Here is a 16792-nt window from a genome sequence, read left to right as displayed (position 1 = left end):
GTCCTGGACGGGGTCCGTCTCGGCGAGCCAGGCGGCAACTTTGTCCACGGCCGGGCGGCAGCCGCCGCAGCCGGTGGTGGCGCGGGTGGCGGCGGCCAGCTCATCGGTGGACTTCGCGCCGGCGTGCCAGGCGGACCGCAGCGCGCCCTTGGTGACGCTGTTGCAGCGGCACACCGTGCTGTGGTCCGGCAGCGCGGCGGGCCCGCCGTCGCCCTCCGGGGGCAGCGCGCGGCCCAGCATCAGGGCGAGCCGGTCGGAGGGCGCGGGCGCGCCCCGGTCGTAGAGCTGGATGAGCCCGGCCGCGGCGTCCGGTACGCCGAGCAGGATGGCGCCGGTGACCCGGCCGCCGCGCAGCACCAGCTTGGTGTACCGCTCGCGGGTGGGGTCCTCCAGCCGCAGCACCTCGGCCTCGTCGCCCCGCTCACGCCGCCCGTGCTGCCCGTCGTGCCCGTGCTGCCCGTCGTGCTCGTGCTGCTCGTGCAGCGGGTCGCCGAGGCAGGCGAGTTCGATACCGGCGGCCTTGAGCCGGGTGACCTGCGGAGTGCCGGTGTAGCGGGCGTGCGGGTCGGCGCCGGTGAGCCGCGCGGCCAGCACCGCCGCCTGCTCCCAGCCGGGCTGGACGAGGCCGGGCGCGGTCGCGGCGCAGTCGCCGAGGGCGTGGACGTCGGGGTCGCTGGTGGTCATCGCGTCGTCCACCGCTATCCCCGCCGGGTCGACGGCCAGCCCGCACGCCTCGGCGAGCCCCGTCTCGGCACGTGCGCCGGTCGACAGCAGCAGCCCGGACGCGGCCAGCGTGTCCCCGTCGTCCAGCTCCAGTCCGCGTGCCGGGTTCCAGCCGGTCGCGGTGACGCCGGTGCGCACCCGCACGCCGGTGCGGCGCAGCGAGCGCGCCAGCACCCGCCCCGCCGCCGCGTCGAGCTGCCGGTCCATGACGTACGGCGCCGGGTGCACCACGGTGACGGCGACGCCGCGCGCGGCCAGCGCCCGCGCCGCCTCCAGCCCCAGCACGCCGCCGCCGAGCACGGCCAGCGTGCCGCCGCGCGCCCGGGTGCGGTCCGCGAGGGCCCGCAGCCGGCGCGCGTCCGCGAGGGTGCGCAGCGCGGTGACGCCGCGCTCCCGCAGCCCGGGGAGCGGCGGTACGACGGCCCGCGCGCCGGTCGCCAGCACCAGCCGGTCGTAGCCGAGCCGCTCGCCCTCCGAGGTGGTCACGGTGTGCGCGGCGCGGTCGACGGCGGTGACGGTGACGCCCGTGCGCACGCCGCCCGGTCCGCCGTCCGCTTCGTCCGCCGCCAGCCCGAGGTCCCCCTCGGTGAGCGTCCCGGCCAGCAGCGAGGGCAGCAGCACCCGGTTGTACGCGGGGCGGTGCTCGGCGCCCAGCACCGTGAGCCGGATCCGCTCGCCGTGCGGGTCGTGCCGCCGGACCTCCCCGGCGAGCCGGGCGCCGACCATGCCGTTGCCGACGACCACCACCCGCGTCGGCGCCCTCATCGCACGGGCTCCAGCCGGGCGGCGCAGAGCTTGAACTCCGGCATTCCGCTGACCGGGTCGAGGGCCGGGTTGGTGAGCCCGTTGGCGGCCCCGTCGCCGGGGAAGTGGAAGGGGAGGAAGACCGTGTCGGGCCGCATGCTGTCCACGTACCGGGTGCGGGCGAGCACGGTGCCGCGCCGCGAGACCACCCGCGCCGGGTCGCCGTCCCGCAGCCCGGCGCCGCGCGCGGTGTCCGGGTGCACCTCGACGTACATCTCGGGCGCCACGTCCAGCAGCTCCGGCACCCGCCGGGTCTGCGCGCCCGACTGGTAGTGCTGCAGCAGCCGCCCGGTGGTGGCGTACAGCGGGTGCTCCGCGTCGGGCAGCTCGTCGCCGTCCCGGTGCTCCACGGGCAGGAACCGCGCCCGCCCGTCCGGGTGCGCGAACCGCTCCAGGAACAGCCGCGGCGTCCCCCGCGCGCCGGGCACGCACTCCGCGCCGCCCGGCCGGGCCGGTGCCGACGCTGACGCCGGTGCCGACGCCGACGCCGGTGCCGACGCCGACGGCACCGGCCAGTACACCGGGTCGCCCGCGTCCAGGTGCTCCGGGTCCACGCCCGCGTAGTCCGCCGGACCGCCCGCCGAGGCGCGGCGCAGCTCGGACAGCACGGCTTCCGGGTCGGCGGGGAACTCCTCCGGGCGCCGTCCCAGCCGTACGGCCAGGGACCGGAGCACCTCCAGGTCCGTACGGACCCCGGGGGGCGGGGACAGGGCGCGGCGGCGGCGCAGGACCCGGCCCTCCAGGCTGGTCATGGTGCCGGACTCCTCGGCCCACTGGGCCACCGGCAGCACCACGTCGGCCAGCTCGGCCGTCTCGGAGCGGACGAAGTCCGCGACGACCAGCAGGTCGAGGGCGCGCAGCCGGTCGAGGACGCGGCGGCTGCGCGGGGCCGAGACCGCCGGGTTGGACCCCATCACCAGCAGCGCCGCGGGCCCGCCGGGCGTGCCGAGCGCGTCCAGCAGCTCCCAGGCGCTGCGCCCGGGGCCGGGCAGCGTGTCCGGGTCCACGCCCCACACGGCCGCCACATGGGCCCGCGCCGCCGGGTCGTCGAGCCGCCGGTAGCCGGGCAGCTGGTCGGCCTTCTGACCGTGCTCGCGGCCGCCCTGGCCGTTGCCCTGTCCGGTGAGGCAGCCGTAGCCGGAGCCGGGGGTGCCGGGCAGGCCGAGGGCGAGGGCGAGGTTGATCCAGGCGGAGACGGTGTCGGTGCCCTTGCTGTGCTGCTCGGCCCCGCGCCCGGTGAGGATGTGCGCGCGGCGCGCCCCGGCGAGCGTGGCGGCGGCCCGCCGCAGGTCGGCGACGGCGACCCCGGTCAGCCGCTCCACCCGCTCCGGCCACCAGCGTGCGACGCGGCGCCGTACCTCCGTCCAGCCGCTGGTGCGCTCCGCGCGGTACGCGGTGCGCGCGGGGGTGTCCAGATGGCCGTCCGCGAGGGCGATGTGCAGCAGCCCGAGCGCCAGCGCCAGGTCGGTGCCGGGAGCGGGCGCCAGATGCAGCCCGCCGCCGTCCTCGGCCGCCTCGGCGGTGGCGGTGCGGCGCGGGTCGACGACGATCAGCCGGGCCGGGTCGAAGTGCCCCATGAGCGGCGGCATGGTCTCGGCCGGGTTGGCGCCGACGAGCGCCACCGCCTCGGAGCCGTCCAGGTCGGTCACCGGGAACGGCAGGCCGCGGTCCAGTCCGAAGGCCCGGTTGCCCGCGGCGGCGGCCGACGACATACAGAACCGGCCGTTGTAGTCGATCTGCGAGGTGCCCAGCGCGATCCGGGCGAACTTGCCCAGCGCGTACGCCTTCTCGTTGGTCAGCCCGCCGCTGCCGAAGACGGCGGCGCTGTCCGGGCCGCGCTCCGCGCGCAGCGCGGCGAGCCGCCCCGCGACCAGGTCGAGGGCCTCGTCCCAGCCGGCGGGGCGCAGTGTGCCGCCCTTGCGGACGAGCGGTGTGGTGAGCCGTTCGTCCGAGTCCAGCAGCGCGGCGGACGTCCAGCCCTTCTGGCACAGCCCGCCGCGGTTGGTGGGGAACGCGCGCGGGGTGACGGCCGTCCGGCCGGTGGCCGGGTCGGGGGTGAGGGTCATGGCGCACTGCAGGGCGCAGTACGGGCAGTGCGTGTCGGTACCGGAGGTGCCAGCGGTGCCGGAGGTTCCAACGGTGCCGGAGGTTCCAACGGTGCCGGAGGTTCCAACGGTGCCGGAGGTGCCGGGGGCGTTCGCGGTGTGCGGGTGCGCGGCCATCCGCCTCACGCCCAGACCGGTTCGGCGGCGGGCGTCCGGCGCAGATACACGGCCCACGTCACCACCAGGCAGATCCCGTAGAACACCAGGAACCCGACCAGCGCAGGCACCCCGTCGCCGGTCGCCTGGTACGACTGGCGGAACGCCAGGTTGATGCCGACGCCGCCGAGCGCGCCGACCGCGCCGGAGATGCCGATGACGGCACCGGCCCGGCGGCGGCCCTCGTCGCGGCCGGCGGAGGTGGCGGCGTAGATCCCGGGGATCATCTTGTATGTGGAGCCGTTGCCGACCCCGGCCAGCAGGAACAGCGCGGCGAAGGCGAGGACGAACAGGGCGAGCGAGCCGGCCGCCGAGGCGCCCAGCGCCCCGAGCGCGCCCAGCCCCAGCCCGCAGAACGCCCACACGGAGACCAGCGCCCCGCCCCAGCGGTCGGCGAGGTGCCCGCCCAGCGGCCGGGCCAGCGAGCCCAGCAGCGGCCCCAGGAAGGTGAGGGCCGCCGCCTGCACGGGGGTGCGGCCGAAGTCGTTCTGCAGCACCAGCCCGAACGCGAAGCTGAAGCCGATGAACGAGCCGAAGGTGCCGATGTAGAGCAGCGAGATGATCCAGCAGTGGCGGTCGCGCAGCACCGCGCGGTACGAGGAGTAGTCGGTACGGGCGCTCGCCAGGTTGTCCATGCGGCGGTACGCCATCCAGGCGGCCAGCAGCAGCGCGGGGACGAACAGCAGCGGCAGCAGCTCCGGGTTGTGCACCCCGGCGGCGCCCATCACGGCCAGGCCCAGGAGCTGCACGGTGGCGACGCCGAGGTTGCCGCCGCCCGCGTTGAGCCCGAGGGCCCAGCCCTTCTCGCGCTCGGGGAAGAAGTGGTTGATGTTCACCATGGAGGAGGCGAAGTTTCCGCCGCCCAGCCCCGCGACAGCGGCGCACAGCAGCAGCGCCCAGAACGGGGTGCCCGGGTTCCGCATCAGCGCGAACGCCAGCACGGTGGGGACGAGCAGCACCAGCGCGCTGAAGACGGTCCAGTTCCGCCCGCCGAACCGGGTGACGGCGAAGCCGTACGGCAGCCGCAGCGCGGCGCCGACCAGGGAGACCACGGACACCAGCAGGAACTTGTCGTCCGGGGTGACCGAGAAGCCGTTCTCCGCCGTCATGAAGAGGGCGAGCACGGACCACAGGCTCCATACGCCGAAGCCGATGTGCTCGGCGTACACCGAGAGGAACAGGTTCCGCCGTGCGGTACGCCGCCCCTCCCGCGCCCAGAACGCGGGATCCTCGGGCTCCCACTGGGCGATCCACCGCTGTGTCACGTCGGCCTCCTCATCCGCAGGGCAGGAGCTCCGACGCTAGAAACCTGCTATTACCTCACGGTGTCCGTACGTAACACGGACGCAAGCTCTTCCTCACCTCGGCGGGACCCCGCGTGTGAGCGATGACTTCCGGCGCCGCGGCTGGTCTGTTCAGTGCAGCGTTTTGCAACGTGCTCAGCGTGCTCAACGTGCTCAGCGTGTTCGGACACGAGACCCGGGAGGCATCCCATGGCCACGCTCCACAAGATCACCCCCTGTCTCTGGTACGACGGGCAGGCGGAGGAGGCGGCGAACTTCTATGTCTCGCTGTTCCCCGACTCCCGGATCACCGGCGTCCAGCGGTACAGCGAGGCGGAGCCCAGCGCGGCGGGCAGCGTCATGGTCGTCACCTTCGAGCTGGCGGGCCAGCCGCTGATCGGGCTGAACGGCGGACCCCAGTTCCACTTCACCGAGGCGATCTCGCTGCAGATCGGCTGCGACTCGCAGGAGGAGGTGGACGAGCTGTGGGGGAAGCTGACGGCGGACGGCGGCGAGGAGTCCCAGTGCGGCTGGCTCAAGGACAGGTACGGGCTGTCCTGGCAGGTCGTGCCGCGACGGCTCTTCGAGCTGCTGGAGGACCCGGACGCGGGCAGGGTCACCCGTGTCACCCAGCGGATGTACACGATGCGCAAGATCGAGATCGCCTCCCTGGAGGAGGCCGCCAAGGCGTGACCTGGCGGCCCCGGAATCCGGGGAGCGGCGAGCGGAGAGCGGAGAGCGGAAGGTCAGCTCTCCGCCGTCGCCGCGACCCAGCGGTCCAGCACCTCGCGGGCGGCGCCCGAGTCCAGGGCGCGGGCAGCGCGCTCCACGGCGGGCCCGATCTGCTCCGCGAGGGATCCCCCGCCCGGATCGAGGGCGACCAGCGCGGCCGCCGCGTTCAGCAGCACCGCGTCCCGCACCGGGCCGCGCTCCCCCTGGAGCAGCCGCCGGGCCACGTCCGCGTTGTACGCGGCGTCGGCGCCGCGCAGCGCCTCGACGGGCACCAGGTCGATCCCCACGTCGCGGGGGTCGAAGTGCTCCTGGCGCACCGTGCCGTCGCGGACGACCCACACCGTGGACGTCGACGTCGTGGTCAGCTCGTCCAGCCCGTCGTCGCCCCGGAACACCAGCGCGGAGGAGCCCCGCACCGCCAGCACGCCCGCGATGATGGGCGCCATCCGGGCGTCCGCGACGCCGGTCGCCTGGGCGCGCACCCGGGCCGGGTTGGTGAGCGGGCCGAGGAAGTTGAACGGGGTGGGGACCCCCAGCTCCTTGCGCGCGCTGGCGGCGTGCCGCAGCGCGGGGTGGAACTTGAGCGCGAAGCAGAAGGTGATGCCCGCCTCGCCGGCCACCTCGGCCACCCGGCGGGGCGACAGCTCCAGGTTGACGCCCAGCTTCTCCAGGACGTCCGAGGCGCCGCTGGCGCTGCTGGAGGCGCGGCTGCCGTGCTTGACGACCTTGACGCCGGTGCCCGCGACGACGATCGCGGACATGGTGGAGATGTTGACGGTCCTGGCCTGGTCCCCGCCGGTGCCGACGATGTCCACCGCGGGGCCGGGCACCTCGATGGTGTTGGCGTGCGCGTACATCGCCTCGACCAGCCCGGAGATCTCCTCGGCGGTCTCGCCCTTCGACCGCAGCGCCACGGCGAAGCCGGCGATCTGCGCGTTGCTGGCCTCGCCGCGCATGATGCGGTCCATCGCCCACGCGGTGGCGTCGGCGGGCAGGTCCTCGCCCGCCATCAGCGGCCCCAGCACGTCCGGCCAGGTACGCGCCGCCACGGTGTCGCCTCCGGCGGGGGTCGCAGCGCTCATAGGAATCACTCCTGGCGGGATCCGTACTGGGTGGATGCTGGCCCCCACCCTATCCAGCCGAGAGGGGCCCCGGGACGGTTCCCGGGGCCCCTCTCAGGTGGCGGTACAGCGGGTGCGGCGGGTCAGTGGTGACCGTGGCCGCTGGTGAGCTCCTTGTACTCCTCGGCGGACGGCTTCGGGATCTGTCCCGAGTCGCCGAAGTAGCCCTTCGACAGCCGGGAGCGGAGCTTCTGGCCGCGGGTGACCTTCCGCTCGACACCGTTCTCGTCCGTCTCCGGGCCGATCTCCACCGGCTCGTACTGGTCGTGCGCGGTGAGGGTGTGCAGCTGCTCCTGGTCGAGCGGCTCGTGCACCTCGATGAACTCGCCGTGCGGCAGCCGCTTGATCGTGCCGGTCTCCCGGCCGTGCAGCACCTTCTCCCGGTCCCTGCGCTGCAGGCCCAGGCAGATCCGCCGGGTGGCGACGAAGACGAGCACCGGGACGACGAAGAAGCCGATCCTCACGAACCAGGTGACGGCGTTGATCGACAAGTGGAAGTGGGTGGCCCACAGGTCGTTGCCGCCGCCGATCAGCAGCACGAAGTACCAGCTGATCCAGGCCGCGCCGAAGCCCGTACGCGTCGGCGCGTTCCGCGGCCGGTCGGCGATGTGGTGCTCCCGCTTGTCGCCGGTGACCCACGCCTCGATGAACGGGTAGAGCGCGATGGCGGCCAGCACCAGCGGCATCAGGATCATCACCGGGATCATCACGCCCAGCACAAGCGTATGACCACCCCAGACGCTGACCTCCCAGCCGGGCATCGCGCGCACCAGACCCTCGGGGAAGCCCATGTACCAGTCGGGCTGCGCGTTGGTGGACACCTCTTCCGGCCGGTACGGGCCGAGGTTCCAGATCGGGTTGACGGTGAACAGCGCCGAGATGGCCGCGATCACGCCGAAGACCAGGAAGAAGAAGCCCCCGGCCTTGGCCATGTAGACCGGCAGCAGCGGCATGCCGACCACGTTCTTGTTCGTCCGGCCGGGGCCCGCGAACTGGGTGTGCTTGTGGTAGAAGACCAGGATCAGATGGGCCGCCAGCAGGCCCAGCATGAGTCCTGGCAGCAGCAGGACGTGGAACGAGTAGAACCTGGCCACCATGTCGTGGCCGGGGAACTCGCCGCCGAACAGGAACATCGAGACATAGGTGCCGACGATCGGCATGGACAGGATCGCGCCGTCCATGAACCGGACACCGGTGCCGGACAGCAGGTCGTCCGGCAGCGAGTAGCCGGTCAGACCGGTGAACATGCCGAGCAGCAGCAGCAGGAACCCGAAGACCCAGTTGACCTCGCGCGGCTTGCGGAACGCGCCCGTGAAGAAGACGCGCATCATGTGCACCAGCATGGCCGCGAGGAAGATCAGCGCCGCCCAGTGGTGGATCTGCCGCACCAGCAGACCGCCGCGCACGTCGAAGCTGATGTCCAGCGTCGACTTGTACGCCTCGGACATCTGCACGCCCTGCATCGGCACGTACGAGCCGTGGTACTCCACCTCGTTCATCGACGGGTGGAAGAACATCGTCAGGTAGACGCCGGTCAGGATGATGATGATGAAGCTGTAGAGCGCGACCTCCCCGAGCATGAAGGACCAGTGGTCCGGGAAGATCTTGCGCATATTGGCCTTGGCCAGGGAGTAGATCCCCAGACGGCCGTCGGCCCAGTCGGCGACCCGCTCTCCCGCGGGTGCCTTCCGCTTGCTGTCGCTCGCGGGAGTGTCGGTTGTTGTGCTCATCGTGGGCGCTCCCAGTAGGCCGGGCCGACGGGCTCCTCGAAGTCGCCCAGGGCCTGGAGATAGCCTTCCTTGTTAACACTGATCTTGAGCTGCGGCAGGGGGTGCCCCGCCGGACCGAAGAGCACCCGCGCGCCGTCGGCGAGGTCGAAGGTCGACTGGTGGCACGGGCAGAGCACGTGGTGCGTCTGCTGCTCGTAGAGGCTCACGGGGCAGCCGACATGCGTACAGATCTTGGAGTACGCGACGATGCCCTCGTGGGACCAGTCGAGTTCCTTCTTGTCCTTGATGTCGCCGGGCTCCAGCCGGACGATCATCAGGGCCGCCTTGGCGATCTCGTTGTTGAAGTTCTCGTCGTCGTGCTCCAGCCCCTCGGGCCGGGCGAACGTCAACGAGCCGACGGCGATGTCCTCGGGCCGCAGCGGCTGGTTGGTGTTCTCGTTGACGAGCAGCTTGCCCTTGCGCCAGAGGGTCTTCGCGAGCTTGTCCCCCGGCATCGGGCCGGTGTCCCGCAGCAGGACGACACCGGAGAGCGGCACCAGCGCCACGGCCCCGAACATCGTGTTGCGGATCAGCTTCCGGCGCCCGAAGCCGGACTCCTTGGCGCCCTGCAGGAAGTCGGCCTTGACCTTCTCCTCGACCACGGGCTCCGCCGCGACCTGGTGGCGCTCGTCGACCATCTCGACGTCGGACATCAGGGTGCGCGCCCAGTGCACCGCGCCCGCGCCGATGAGGAAGAGGGCCACGCCGAGCGTGAGGCCGAGCGCGAAGTTCAGCGCGCTGATGTGGCCCAGCGGCCACACATAGATGATCTCGTCGATGTCGATGGCCACGTAGGAGGCGATGAAGCCGATCGTGGCGAGCATCGACAGCGCGAACATCAGGGCCACCGTGCGCTCGGAGCGCTTGGCCGCCCGCTCGTCGATGTCCTGGATGCGGTGCTCGTGCGGCGGGAGTCCGGGGTCGGCGAACGGGTTGTCCGCCTTCTTCTCCACCGCGCCCTGAGCGTCTGCCTGGCTGTCGGGGCGCTCGGGCAGGTTGTCGTCGTCTGACACGTTCTCGTGTGATCCAGTCTCGCTCATGACTTCTTGGCCTTTGCGGTCCGAGCGGCGACCCATACGGCCACGGCGATAAGGGCGCCGAGACCGAAGACCCAGGCGAACAGGCCCTCACTGACCGGGCCGAAGCCGCCGAGCTTGAAACCGCCGGGGCTCTCCGACTTGTCGCTGTTCACCGTCTTGAGGTAAGCGACGATGTCCTTCTTGGCCTTCGGCGGCAGCGCGCCGTCGGTGAAGGACGGCATGTTCTGCGGGCCCGTCAGCATGGCCTCGTAGATGTGCTTGTCGCTGACGTCACCGAGGTCGGGGGCGAACTTGCCATGGGTGAGCGCGCCGCCCTCACCGGTGAAGTTGTGGCACTGGGCGCAGTTGTTCCGGAACAGTTCGCCGCCCTTGGCGACGTCCGCGCCGCTGGGGTCGTACTGGTCCTTGCCCGGCGTCGCGGGGCCGGCGCCCAGCGAGGCGACATAGGCGGCGAGCTGCTTGATCTCGTCGTCGTTGTAGACCCGCTTCTTCTTCGGCGCCTGGGCGCCGGGCTGCTGTGCGGGCATCCGCCCGGTGCCGACCTGGAAGTCGACGGCGGCGGCGCCGACGCCGACCAGGCTCGGGCCGTCGCTGGTCCCCTGACCACCGGTGCCGTGGCAGCTGGAGCAGCCGGTGGCGTAGAGCTTCTTGCCCTCCTCGATGGCGAGGGACTGGCTGGACTCCTGGTCCGCCTTGGCCTCACCCGCGGGAGCGAACGCGGTGTACAGCCCCCCGGTGGCCGCCAGCGCGAAGAGTAGAACGACGAGCGCCGCCAGCGGATGGCGCCGTCGTGCGGAGAGCTTTTTCACGGATTACCCCGGTGTCAGGATCTTCTGCGTCGATGCTTGTGTTTCCGTCTGTTCCGCGCGGTCCGGGCGAGCCGGGCCGCGCCCCGATCGTCTACTTGATCAGGTAGATCGTGGCGAAGAGGCCGATCCAGACGACATCGACGAAGTGCCAGTAGTAGGACACGACGATGGCTGCGGTGGCCTGGTGGTGAGTGAAGCGCTTGGCCGCGTAGGTGCGCCCCAGGACGAACAGGAAGGCGATCAGGCCGCCCGTCACGTGCATCCCGTGGAAGCCGGTGGTCAGGTAGAACACCGATCCGTACGGGCTGGAGGAGAGCGAGGTGCCCTCCTTCACCAGCTCCGTGTACTCGAAGATCTGGCCGCCGATGAAGATCGCACCCATGACGAAGGTGACGATGAACCACGCCCGGAGCTTCTTCACGTCCCCCCGCTCGGCGGCGAACACACCGAGCTGGCAGGTGAGGGAGGAGAGCACCAGGATCGTGGTGTTGGTCGCCGAGAAGGGAACATTCAGCGCGTCTGCGTGCTCCTTCCAGTAGTCGGCTCCCGTCACCGATCGCAGGGTGAAGTACATCGCGAAGAGGGCCGCGAAGAACATCAGCTCGGAACTCAGCCAAATGATCGTTCCGACACTGGTGAGGTTCGGCCGGTTGACCGACGGGTGCGCGTGCCCGGTTTCTACTGCTGTTGCTGTCGCCACGACCGACATTATGTCGGTCCCTTATCCCGGCCTCACTTCGGGGGGTGCCGTTCGGTGTGTCAGGCCCGGCCCCCGCCGCACTGCCCTGCCCGAATGGCCCATCGCCGAGGACCGCTCACCGGTGTTGACGAGGCGTCGGAGGGAGTAGCATCGGCCCGCACCCCCGACCCGTACACGCGGACCTGAACGCGGAGGAACCATGCAGCCGACCGCCACGGTGCTGGTCTACAGCGACGACGCCAACACCCGCGAGCAGGTACGGCTCGCCGCGGGCCGCAGGCCCGCCTCCGACGTGCCCCTGGTCGAGTACATCGAGTGCGCCACCCTGCCCGCCGTGCTGAGCACGCTGGAGGAGCGCCGGGTCGACGCGTGCGTGCTGGACGGCGAGGCGACGCCGGCCGGCGGCATGGGCGTGTGCCGCCAGATCAAGGACGAGATCTTCGAGTGCCCGCCGGTGCTGCTGCTCATCGGGCGGCCGCAGGACGCGTGGCTGGCCACCTGGAGCCGGGCCGAGGCCACGGTGTCCCACCCGGTGGACCCGGTGGCGCTCGCGGAGGCACTCGCGGGCCTGCTGCGGGAAGGGCAGCTCACCACTGCTTAGCTCCGTCTTCCGGGACGGCTTATCCGGGGCGGCCGGGGAGGCTGCCCCGGTCCCCCGGCAGCCGGGTGCGGGCCGTACGGGTCGCTCGCGCGGTTCCCCGCGCCCCTGACGGGGCAGCGTCCGTCAGGGGCGCCGCGGAACGTCACACCTGCGGGCGAAGGCGGGCCCGGTCCACCGCGGCCCCTCCCTCCCGCTGGGCGGACTCCAGGGCGCTGCCCCGGCGCCACTCCTTCCAGGACATGTTCCAGTCCCCGAACCCGTTCCCGAACGTGGGCATCTTCTCGCCCGCCGTGTTGACGTGCTGGACGATGTCCCCGGGCCGGACGGAGTTGAAGAACGTGCGGGCGGCGCCGCTGCTCATCCCGGTGCAGCCGTGGCTGACGTTGGAGACGCCCTGGGAGCCCACGGACCAGGGCGCGCCGTGGACGTACTCGCCGCTCCAGGTGAGCCGGGTCGCCCAGTAGACGGGCAGGTCGTAGAAGTCCGAGGCGCCGATGCTGGCGCTCGTCATCCGTACGTAGGACTCCTTGCCCAGGATCACCTTGATGCCGTTGCGGGTGCGGTACCCGGCCTTGCCCGTGGTGATGGGCATGCTCTGCACGGTTCTGCCGTTCTTCTTCACCCGCATGACCAGGGACGAGGCGTCCGCGACGGCCTCCACCCGGTCCCCCGTGCGCAGCCGCACGGGCTTGGACCTGCCGCCGTGCAGGCCGTCGCGCACCTTGAGGCCCTCCAGGGCCGACCGGAGGGTGATGCGGGCGTGTGCGGGCCAGTAGGTGCGCGGGCGGTAGTGCAGCTCCTTGCCGTCCACCCAGTGCCAGGCACCCTCGACCCGGGGGCGGGAGGTGACCTTGAGGGCGCGCTCCACGATCTCGCGCTCCTTGCGACTCTTGACGCGGTGGCTCAGCTCCGCCGTGAGGGGCTGCCCCACGCCGTAGGTGCCGCTGTCCGGGCCCAGCGTGACGCGCAGGCGCTTGTCCGCGGGCTTGGTCTCGAAGTGCGCCGTACGGCGCCCTGGGGCCCCGTCGCCGTTCTCCGTGCTGATCTGGACGGTGTAGCGGGTGCCGGCCGCGAGCGGGGCCGTGCTGCGCCAGCGGCTGCCGTCGGCGGACAGCTCGCCGGGCAGCACCCGGCCCGCGGCGTCGGTGGCGTGCACGTCGGTGAGGGTGTTCCCGCCGTCCGCCGTGATGTCCAGGGGCTTTTCGGGGTCGACGGTGCCGCTGTCGCCGGCTGCGCTGACGGAGACGGCGTCGCCTGCGTCGTACGGGGCCGCGGCGAGCGGGTCCCCGCCGCCGCTGCCGGAGGAGCAGGCGGCCAGCCCCACGGTCAGCGGGGCCAGCATCGTGGCGCAGCTCAGCACCAGCCGTCGTGTGCTTCTTTTGGGCCTGTGACTCATAGGCCCAAAATATGAAGAATGGTCAATTCGGGCCTGCTGGATACCTGCAAAAGGGTCGGCCCCCGGTGTGTCCGGGGGCCGACCCTTGAGTTCCGGCCGCTTTTCTGCGTGCCCGCGCGGTGTCTACTGCGTGCGGTTCTCACCGTGGTAGTACTCGAACACCCAGCCGAAGAGGCCGATCAGCAGCAGCGGCGCCGACATATAGACGAGCCACCAGCCGACCGCGACGCCGGCGAAGGCGAAGGCGCCGCCCAGTCCGAGCGCCAGCGGCTGCCAGCTGTGCGGGCTGAAGAAGCCCAGCTCGCCGGCGTCGTCCGCGACGTCCGCCTCCTTGTTGTCCTGCGCCCCGGTGTCCACCCGGCGCGCGGTGAACGCCAGATAGAAGCCGATCATCAGCGACAGGCCGAAGGTCAGGAAGAGCGCGGTGGTGCCCACCGGCTCCTTGGACCAGAGGCCGTAGACGATGGCGACCGCCAGCACGAAGAGCGACAGCCACAGGAACATCTTGCCCTGGATCTTCACTTTCCGGCCTCCTTGCTGCCGGCGAGCGCCTTGTCGTCCGCGCCGTGGTCGAGCTGGTCGAGCGCGGCGATCTCCGGGTGGTGCAGATCGAACGCCGGGGATTCCGAACGGATGCGCGGCAGGGTGAGGAAGTTGTGCCGCGGCGGCGGGCAGGATGTCGCCCATTCGAGCGACCGGCCGTAGCCCCACGGATCGTCGACGTCGACCTTCTTGCCGTACTTGTGCGTCTTCCAGACGTTGTAGAAGAACGGCAGCATCGACATGCCCAGCAGGAAGGAGCTGATGGTGGAGATGGTGTTCAGCGCGGTGAAGCCGTCGGCCGCCAGGTAGTCCGCGTACCGGCGCGGCATGCCCTCGGCGCCCAGCCAGTGCTGCACCAGGAAGGTGCCGTGGAAGCCCACGAACAGCGTCCAGAAGGTGATCTTCCCGAGCCGCTCGTCCAGCATCTTCCCGGTGAACTTCGGCCACCAGAAGTGGAACCCGGCGAACATCGCGAAGACCACGGTGCCGAAGACGACGTAGTGGAAGTGCGCGACGACGAAGTACGAGTCGGAGACGTGGAAGTCCATCGGCGGGGAGGCCAGGATGACGCCGGTCAGACCGCCGAAGGTGAAGGTGATCAGGAACCCGATGGTCCAGAGCATCGGTGTCTCGAAGGACAGCGATCCCTTCCACATGGTGCCGATCCAGTTGAAGAACTTCACGCCTGTCGGCACCGCGATCAGGAAGGTCATGAAGGAGAAGAAGGGCAGGAGTACGCCGCCTGTGACGTACATATGGTGCGCCCAGACCGTGACCGACAGGCCCGCGATGGAGATCGTGGCGCCGATCAGCCCGATGTAGCCGAACATCGGCTTCCGGCTGAAGACCGGGATGACCTCGGAGACGATGCCGAAGAACGGCAGCGCGATGATATAGACCTCTGGATGTCCGAAGAACCAGAACAGATGTTGCCAGAGCAGCGCGCCGCCGTTGGCTGAGTCGAACACATGCGCGCCGAACTTCCGGTCGGCCTCCAGCGCGAACAGCGCGGCGGCGAGCACCGGGAAGGCCAGCAGCACCAGCACACCGGTCAGCAGCACGTTCCAGGTGAAGATCGGCATCCGGAACATCGTCATGCCGGGGGCGCGCATGCAGATGATGGTGGTGATGAAGTTGACCGAGCCGAGGATGGTGCCGAAGCCGGAGAGCGCGAGGCCCATGATCCACAGGTCGGCGCCGACGCCCGGCGAGCGGACCGCGTCCGACAGCGGCGAGTAGGCGAACCAGCCGAAGTCCGCGGCGCCCTGCGGCGTCAGGAAGCCGCTGACGGCGATGAGCGAGCCGAAGAGGTAGAGCCAGTACGCGAACATGTTCAGCCGCGGGAACGCCACGTCGGGCGCGCCGATCTGCAGCGGCATGATCCAGTTCGCGAAGCCCGCGAAGAGCGGGGTGGCGAACATCAGCAGCATCACCGTGCCGTGCATGGTGAACGCCTGGTTGAACTGCTCGTTCGACATGATCTGCGTGCCGGGACGGGCCAGCTCGGCGCGCATGAGGAGCGCCATCACGCCGCCGATGCAGAAGAAGGCGAACGACGTGATCAGGTACATGGTGCCGATCGTCTTGTGGTCCGTGGTGGTCAGCCACTTGACGACGATGTTGCCCGGCTCCTTGCGGCGGATGGGTTGCTCTGCCTCAGCCGCGGCCGGGGACGCGGCGGCACCCTGGGGTTCGTTGAGGATGCTCACGGGTTATTCGTCTCCGCATTCTTGGCGTCGCCCGTCGTGGCGGTTCCCGCCGGGATGTAGCCGTTCTGGCCCTTCTTCGCCAGGTCCTCCAGGTGCTTCTGGTAACGCTCCGGGGAGACGATCTTCACGTTGAAGAGCATCCGGGAGTGGTCGACGCCGCACAGCTCGGCGCACTTGCCCTTGTAGGTGCCCTCCTTGTTGGGGGTGACCTCGAAGCGGTTGACATGGCCCGGGATGACGTCCTGCTTCATCAGGAACGGCACGACCCAGAACGAGTGGATGACATCGCGTGACGTCAGGATGAACTGGACCTTCTCGCCCTTGGGCAGCCACAGCGTCGGGCCCGGGTCGTTGGTCTGCGGGTTCCGCTCACCGGGGGTACCGGACTCGAACACGCCCTCGGCGCCCTTGGGGAAGGTCGACCTCATCCGGCTCGGGATGGCGTCGAGCTCCTTGTCCCCGGTCTTGTCCGTGGCAGCCCTGCCGTCCACGTCCTCGATGTAGTTGAAGCCCCAGCTCCACTGGTAGCCCACGACGTTGATGACGTGGTCGGGCTTGTCGGAGGTCTCCAGGAGCTTGGACTCATCGCGGGCGGTGAAGTAGAAGAGCACCGAGATGATGATGATCGGGACCACGGTGTACAGCGCCTCGATGGGCATGTTGTACCGGGTCTGCGCGGGCACCTCCACCTTGGTCCTGGACCGCCGGTGGAAGAAGATGCTCCACAGAATCAGGCCCCAGACCAGCACGCCCACGGCGAGGGCGGCCGCCCAGGAGCCCTGCCACAGGGAGAGGATCCGCGGCGCCTCGTCCGTTACCGGGGTGGGCATTCCGAGGCGGGGAAAGTCCTTGTATGTGCAACCGGACGCGGTCGCCAGGACCAGGCCCGCGGCCAGCGCCTGCTGCAGCTTCCGCCGCATCGGGCGCCGCGACGTGGGGGTGCCGCCCAGGGCGCCCGAAGGGCGCCCGTGGGGGAGGTCGGAGCCGTTGGGACTCACGTAGCGCCTTCCCGAGAGTCTCGCCCGCGTCGGCCGGGCGCGGCCCTCGTACGTGGTCGGGCGCCGCCCTGACGCGGGCAGGGTTTGGATGTTTATGCGGACCAAACCCTAGCCGACGCCATTTGGGGTCGCGCGGGGAGGGGGCGTAACGCGCCGCGTGCCACCCCATTGGGGTGGAGTGCCGCGTGACCTCCGGTATCTGAGGGGGAACCAGGGCGTGTCCGGCGGACCGTGCCGGGGAGGGGCTGCCCCTCCCCGGCACGGTCCGCCGGACACGGCCTACCGTTCTGGTGTGCCCTACTT

At 71.0% G+C, this 16792-nt stretch carries 14 protein-coding genes; 2 read left to right on the top strand and 12 right to left on the bottom strand.

Annotation, left to right across the window (positions count from 1 at the left end; all coding sequences use genetic code 11):
* From G5C65_RS14380 to G5C65_RS14370, 3 genes are all read right to left on the bottom strand, one after another.
* Nucleotides 1-1488: FAD-dependent oxidoreductase (locus G5C65_RS14380; protein ID WP_165299204.1), on the bottom strand; the 1488-nt coding region annotated here is incomplete at its 3' end.
* Entirely contained in the window at nt 1485-3593 is a 2109-nt protein-coding gene (locus tag G5C65_RS14375) for a molybdopterin oxidoreductase family protein (RefSeq protein WP_206441789.1), read from the bottom strand. The genes G5C65_RS14380 and G5C65_RS14375, both read right to left, overlap by 4 nt.
* Nucleotides 3594-3754: 161 nt before the next feature.
* Nucleotides 3755-5053 carry an MFS transporter gene (locus G5C65_RS14370; RefSeq protein WP_165299202.1) on the bottom strand — a complete coding sequence of 433 codons (1299 nt, stop codon included), beginning with the start codon at nt 5051-5053 and terminating at the stop codon, nt 3755-3757.
* Between the two features lie 228 nt (nt 5054-5281).
* Between G5C65_RS14370 and G5C65_RS14365 the strand changes: the two genes are divergently transcribed.
* Nucleotides 5282-5764 (top strand): VOC family protein, encoded by a 483-nt coding sequence (locus G5C65_RS14365; protein ID WP_165299201.1) that lies wholly within the window; start codon nt 5282-5284, stop codon nt 5762-5764.
* Between the two features lie 53 nt (nt 5765-5817).
* On the opposite strand, the gene trpD is transcribed toward G5C65_RS14365, so the two are convergent.
* The 5 genes from trpD to ctaE all read right to left on the bottom strand — a co-directional run bounded on the left by trpD (nt 5818) and on the right by ctaE (nt 11251).
* Nucleotides 5818-6885: an anthranilate phosphoribosyltransferase gene (gene trpD / locus G5C65_RS14360; RefSeq protein ID WP_165299200.1), complete on the bottom strand. Its 1068-nt coding sequence runs from the start codon at nt 6883-6885 to the stop codon at nt 5818-5820.
* A gap of 122 nt (nt 6886-7007) precedes the next feature.
* Nucleotides 7008-8654, bottom strand: a complete 1647-nt coding sequence (qcrB, locus tag G5C65_RS14355) for a cytochrome bc1 complex cytochrome b subunit (RefSeq protein WP_165299199.1) — start codon at nt 8652-8654, stop codon at nt 7008-7010.
* Nucleotides 8651-9733: a cytochrome bc1 complex Rieske iron-sulfur subunit gene (qcrA, locus tag G5C65_RS14350; protein WP_165299198.1), complete on the bottom strand. Its 1083-nt coding sequence runs from the start codon at nt 9731-9733 to the stop codon at nt 8651-8653. The genes qcrB and qcrA overlap by 4 nt, the downstream gene beginning before the upstream one ends.
* A complete protein-coding gene (qcrC, locus tag G5C65_RS14345; RefSeq protein WP_165299197.1) occupies nt 9730-10542 on the bottom strand; it encodes a cytochrome bc1 complex diheme cytochrome c subunit in 813 nt (270 codons plus the stop codon). The genes qcrA and qcrC overlap by 4 nt, the downstream gene beginning before the upstream one ends.
* 91 nt (nt 10543-10633) lie before the next feature.
* Nucleotides 10634-11251, bottom strand: coding sequence for an aa3-type cytochrome oxidase subunit III (gene ctaE / locus G5C65_RS14340; RefSeq protein WP_165299196.1), 618 nt, complete (start codon nt 11249-11251; stop codon nt 10634-10636).
* Nucleotides 11252-11441: 190 nt separating this feature from the next.
* Here ctaE and G5C65_RS14335 point away from each other — a divergent pair, with 190 nt between their 5' ends.
* A complete protein-coding gene (locus G5C65_RS14335) occupies nt 11442-11843 on the top strand; it encodes a hypothetical protein (protein WP_165299195.1) in 402 nt (133 codons plus the stop codon).
* 142 nt (nt 11844-11985) lie between these two features.
* Here the strand turns inward: G5C65_RS14335 and G5C65_RS14330 are convergent, their stop codons facing one another.
* The 4 genes from G5C65_RS14330 to ctaC form a co-directional block, all read right to left on the bottom strand.
* Entirely contained in the window at nt 11986-13239 is a 1254-nt protein-coding gene (locus tag G5C65_RS14330; RefSeq protein ID WP_206441787.1) for a L,D-transpeptidase, read from the bottom strand.
* Nucleotides 13240-13362: 123 nt separating this feature from the next.
* Nucleotides 13363-13761 (bottom strand): aa3-type cytochrome oxidase subunit IV, encoded by a 399-nt coding sequence (locus G5C65_RS14325; protein ID WP_165299194.1) that lies wholly within the window; start codon nt 13759-13761, stop codon nt 13363-13365.
* Nucleotides 13758-15491: an aa3-type cytochrome oxidase subunit I gene (gene ctaD, locus G5C65_RS14320; protein WP_165299193.1), complete on the bottom strand. Its 1734-nt coding sequence runs from the start codon at nt 15489-15491 to the stop codon at nt 13758-13760. Before ctaD ends, G5C65_RS14325 begins: the two co-directional genes overlap by 4 nt.
* A complete protein-coding gene (gene ctaC / locus G5C65_RS14315; RefSeq protein WP_420903316.1) occupies nt 15488-16489 on the bottom strand; it encodes an aa3-type cytochrome oxidase subunit II in 1002 nt (333 codons plus the stop codon). The genes ctaD and ctaC overlap by 4 nt, the downstream gene beginning before the upstream one ends.
* Between the last annotated feature and the right edge of the window lie 303 nt (nt 16490-16792).

This window comes from Streptomyces boncukensis (assembly GCF_011045075.1).
Classification (GTDB): Bacteria; Actinomycetota; Actinomycetes; order Streptomycetales; family Streptomycetaceae; genus Streptomyces; species Streptomyces boncukensis.
This window is presented reverse-complemented; position numbering and strand designations above follow the sequence as displayed.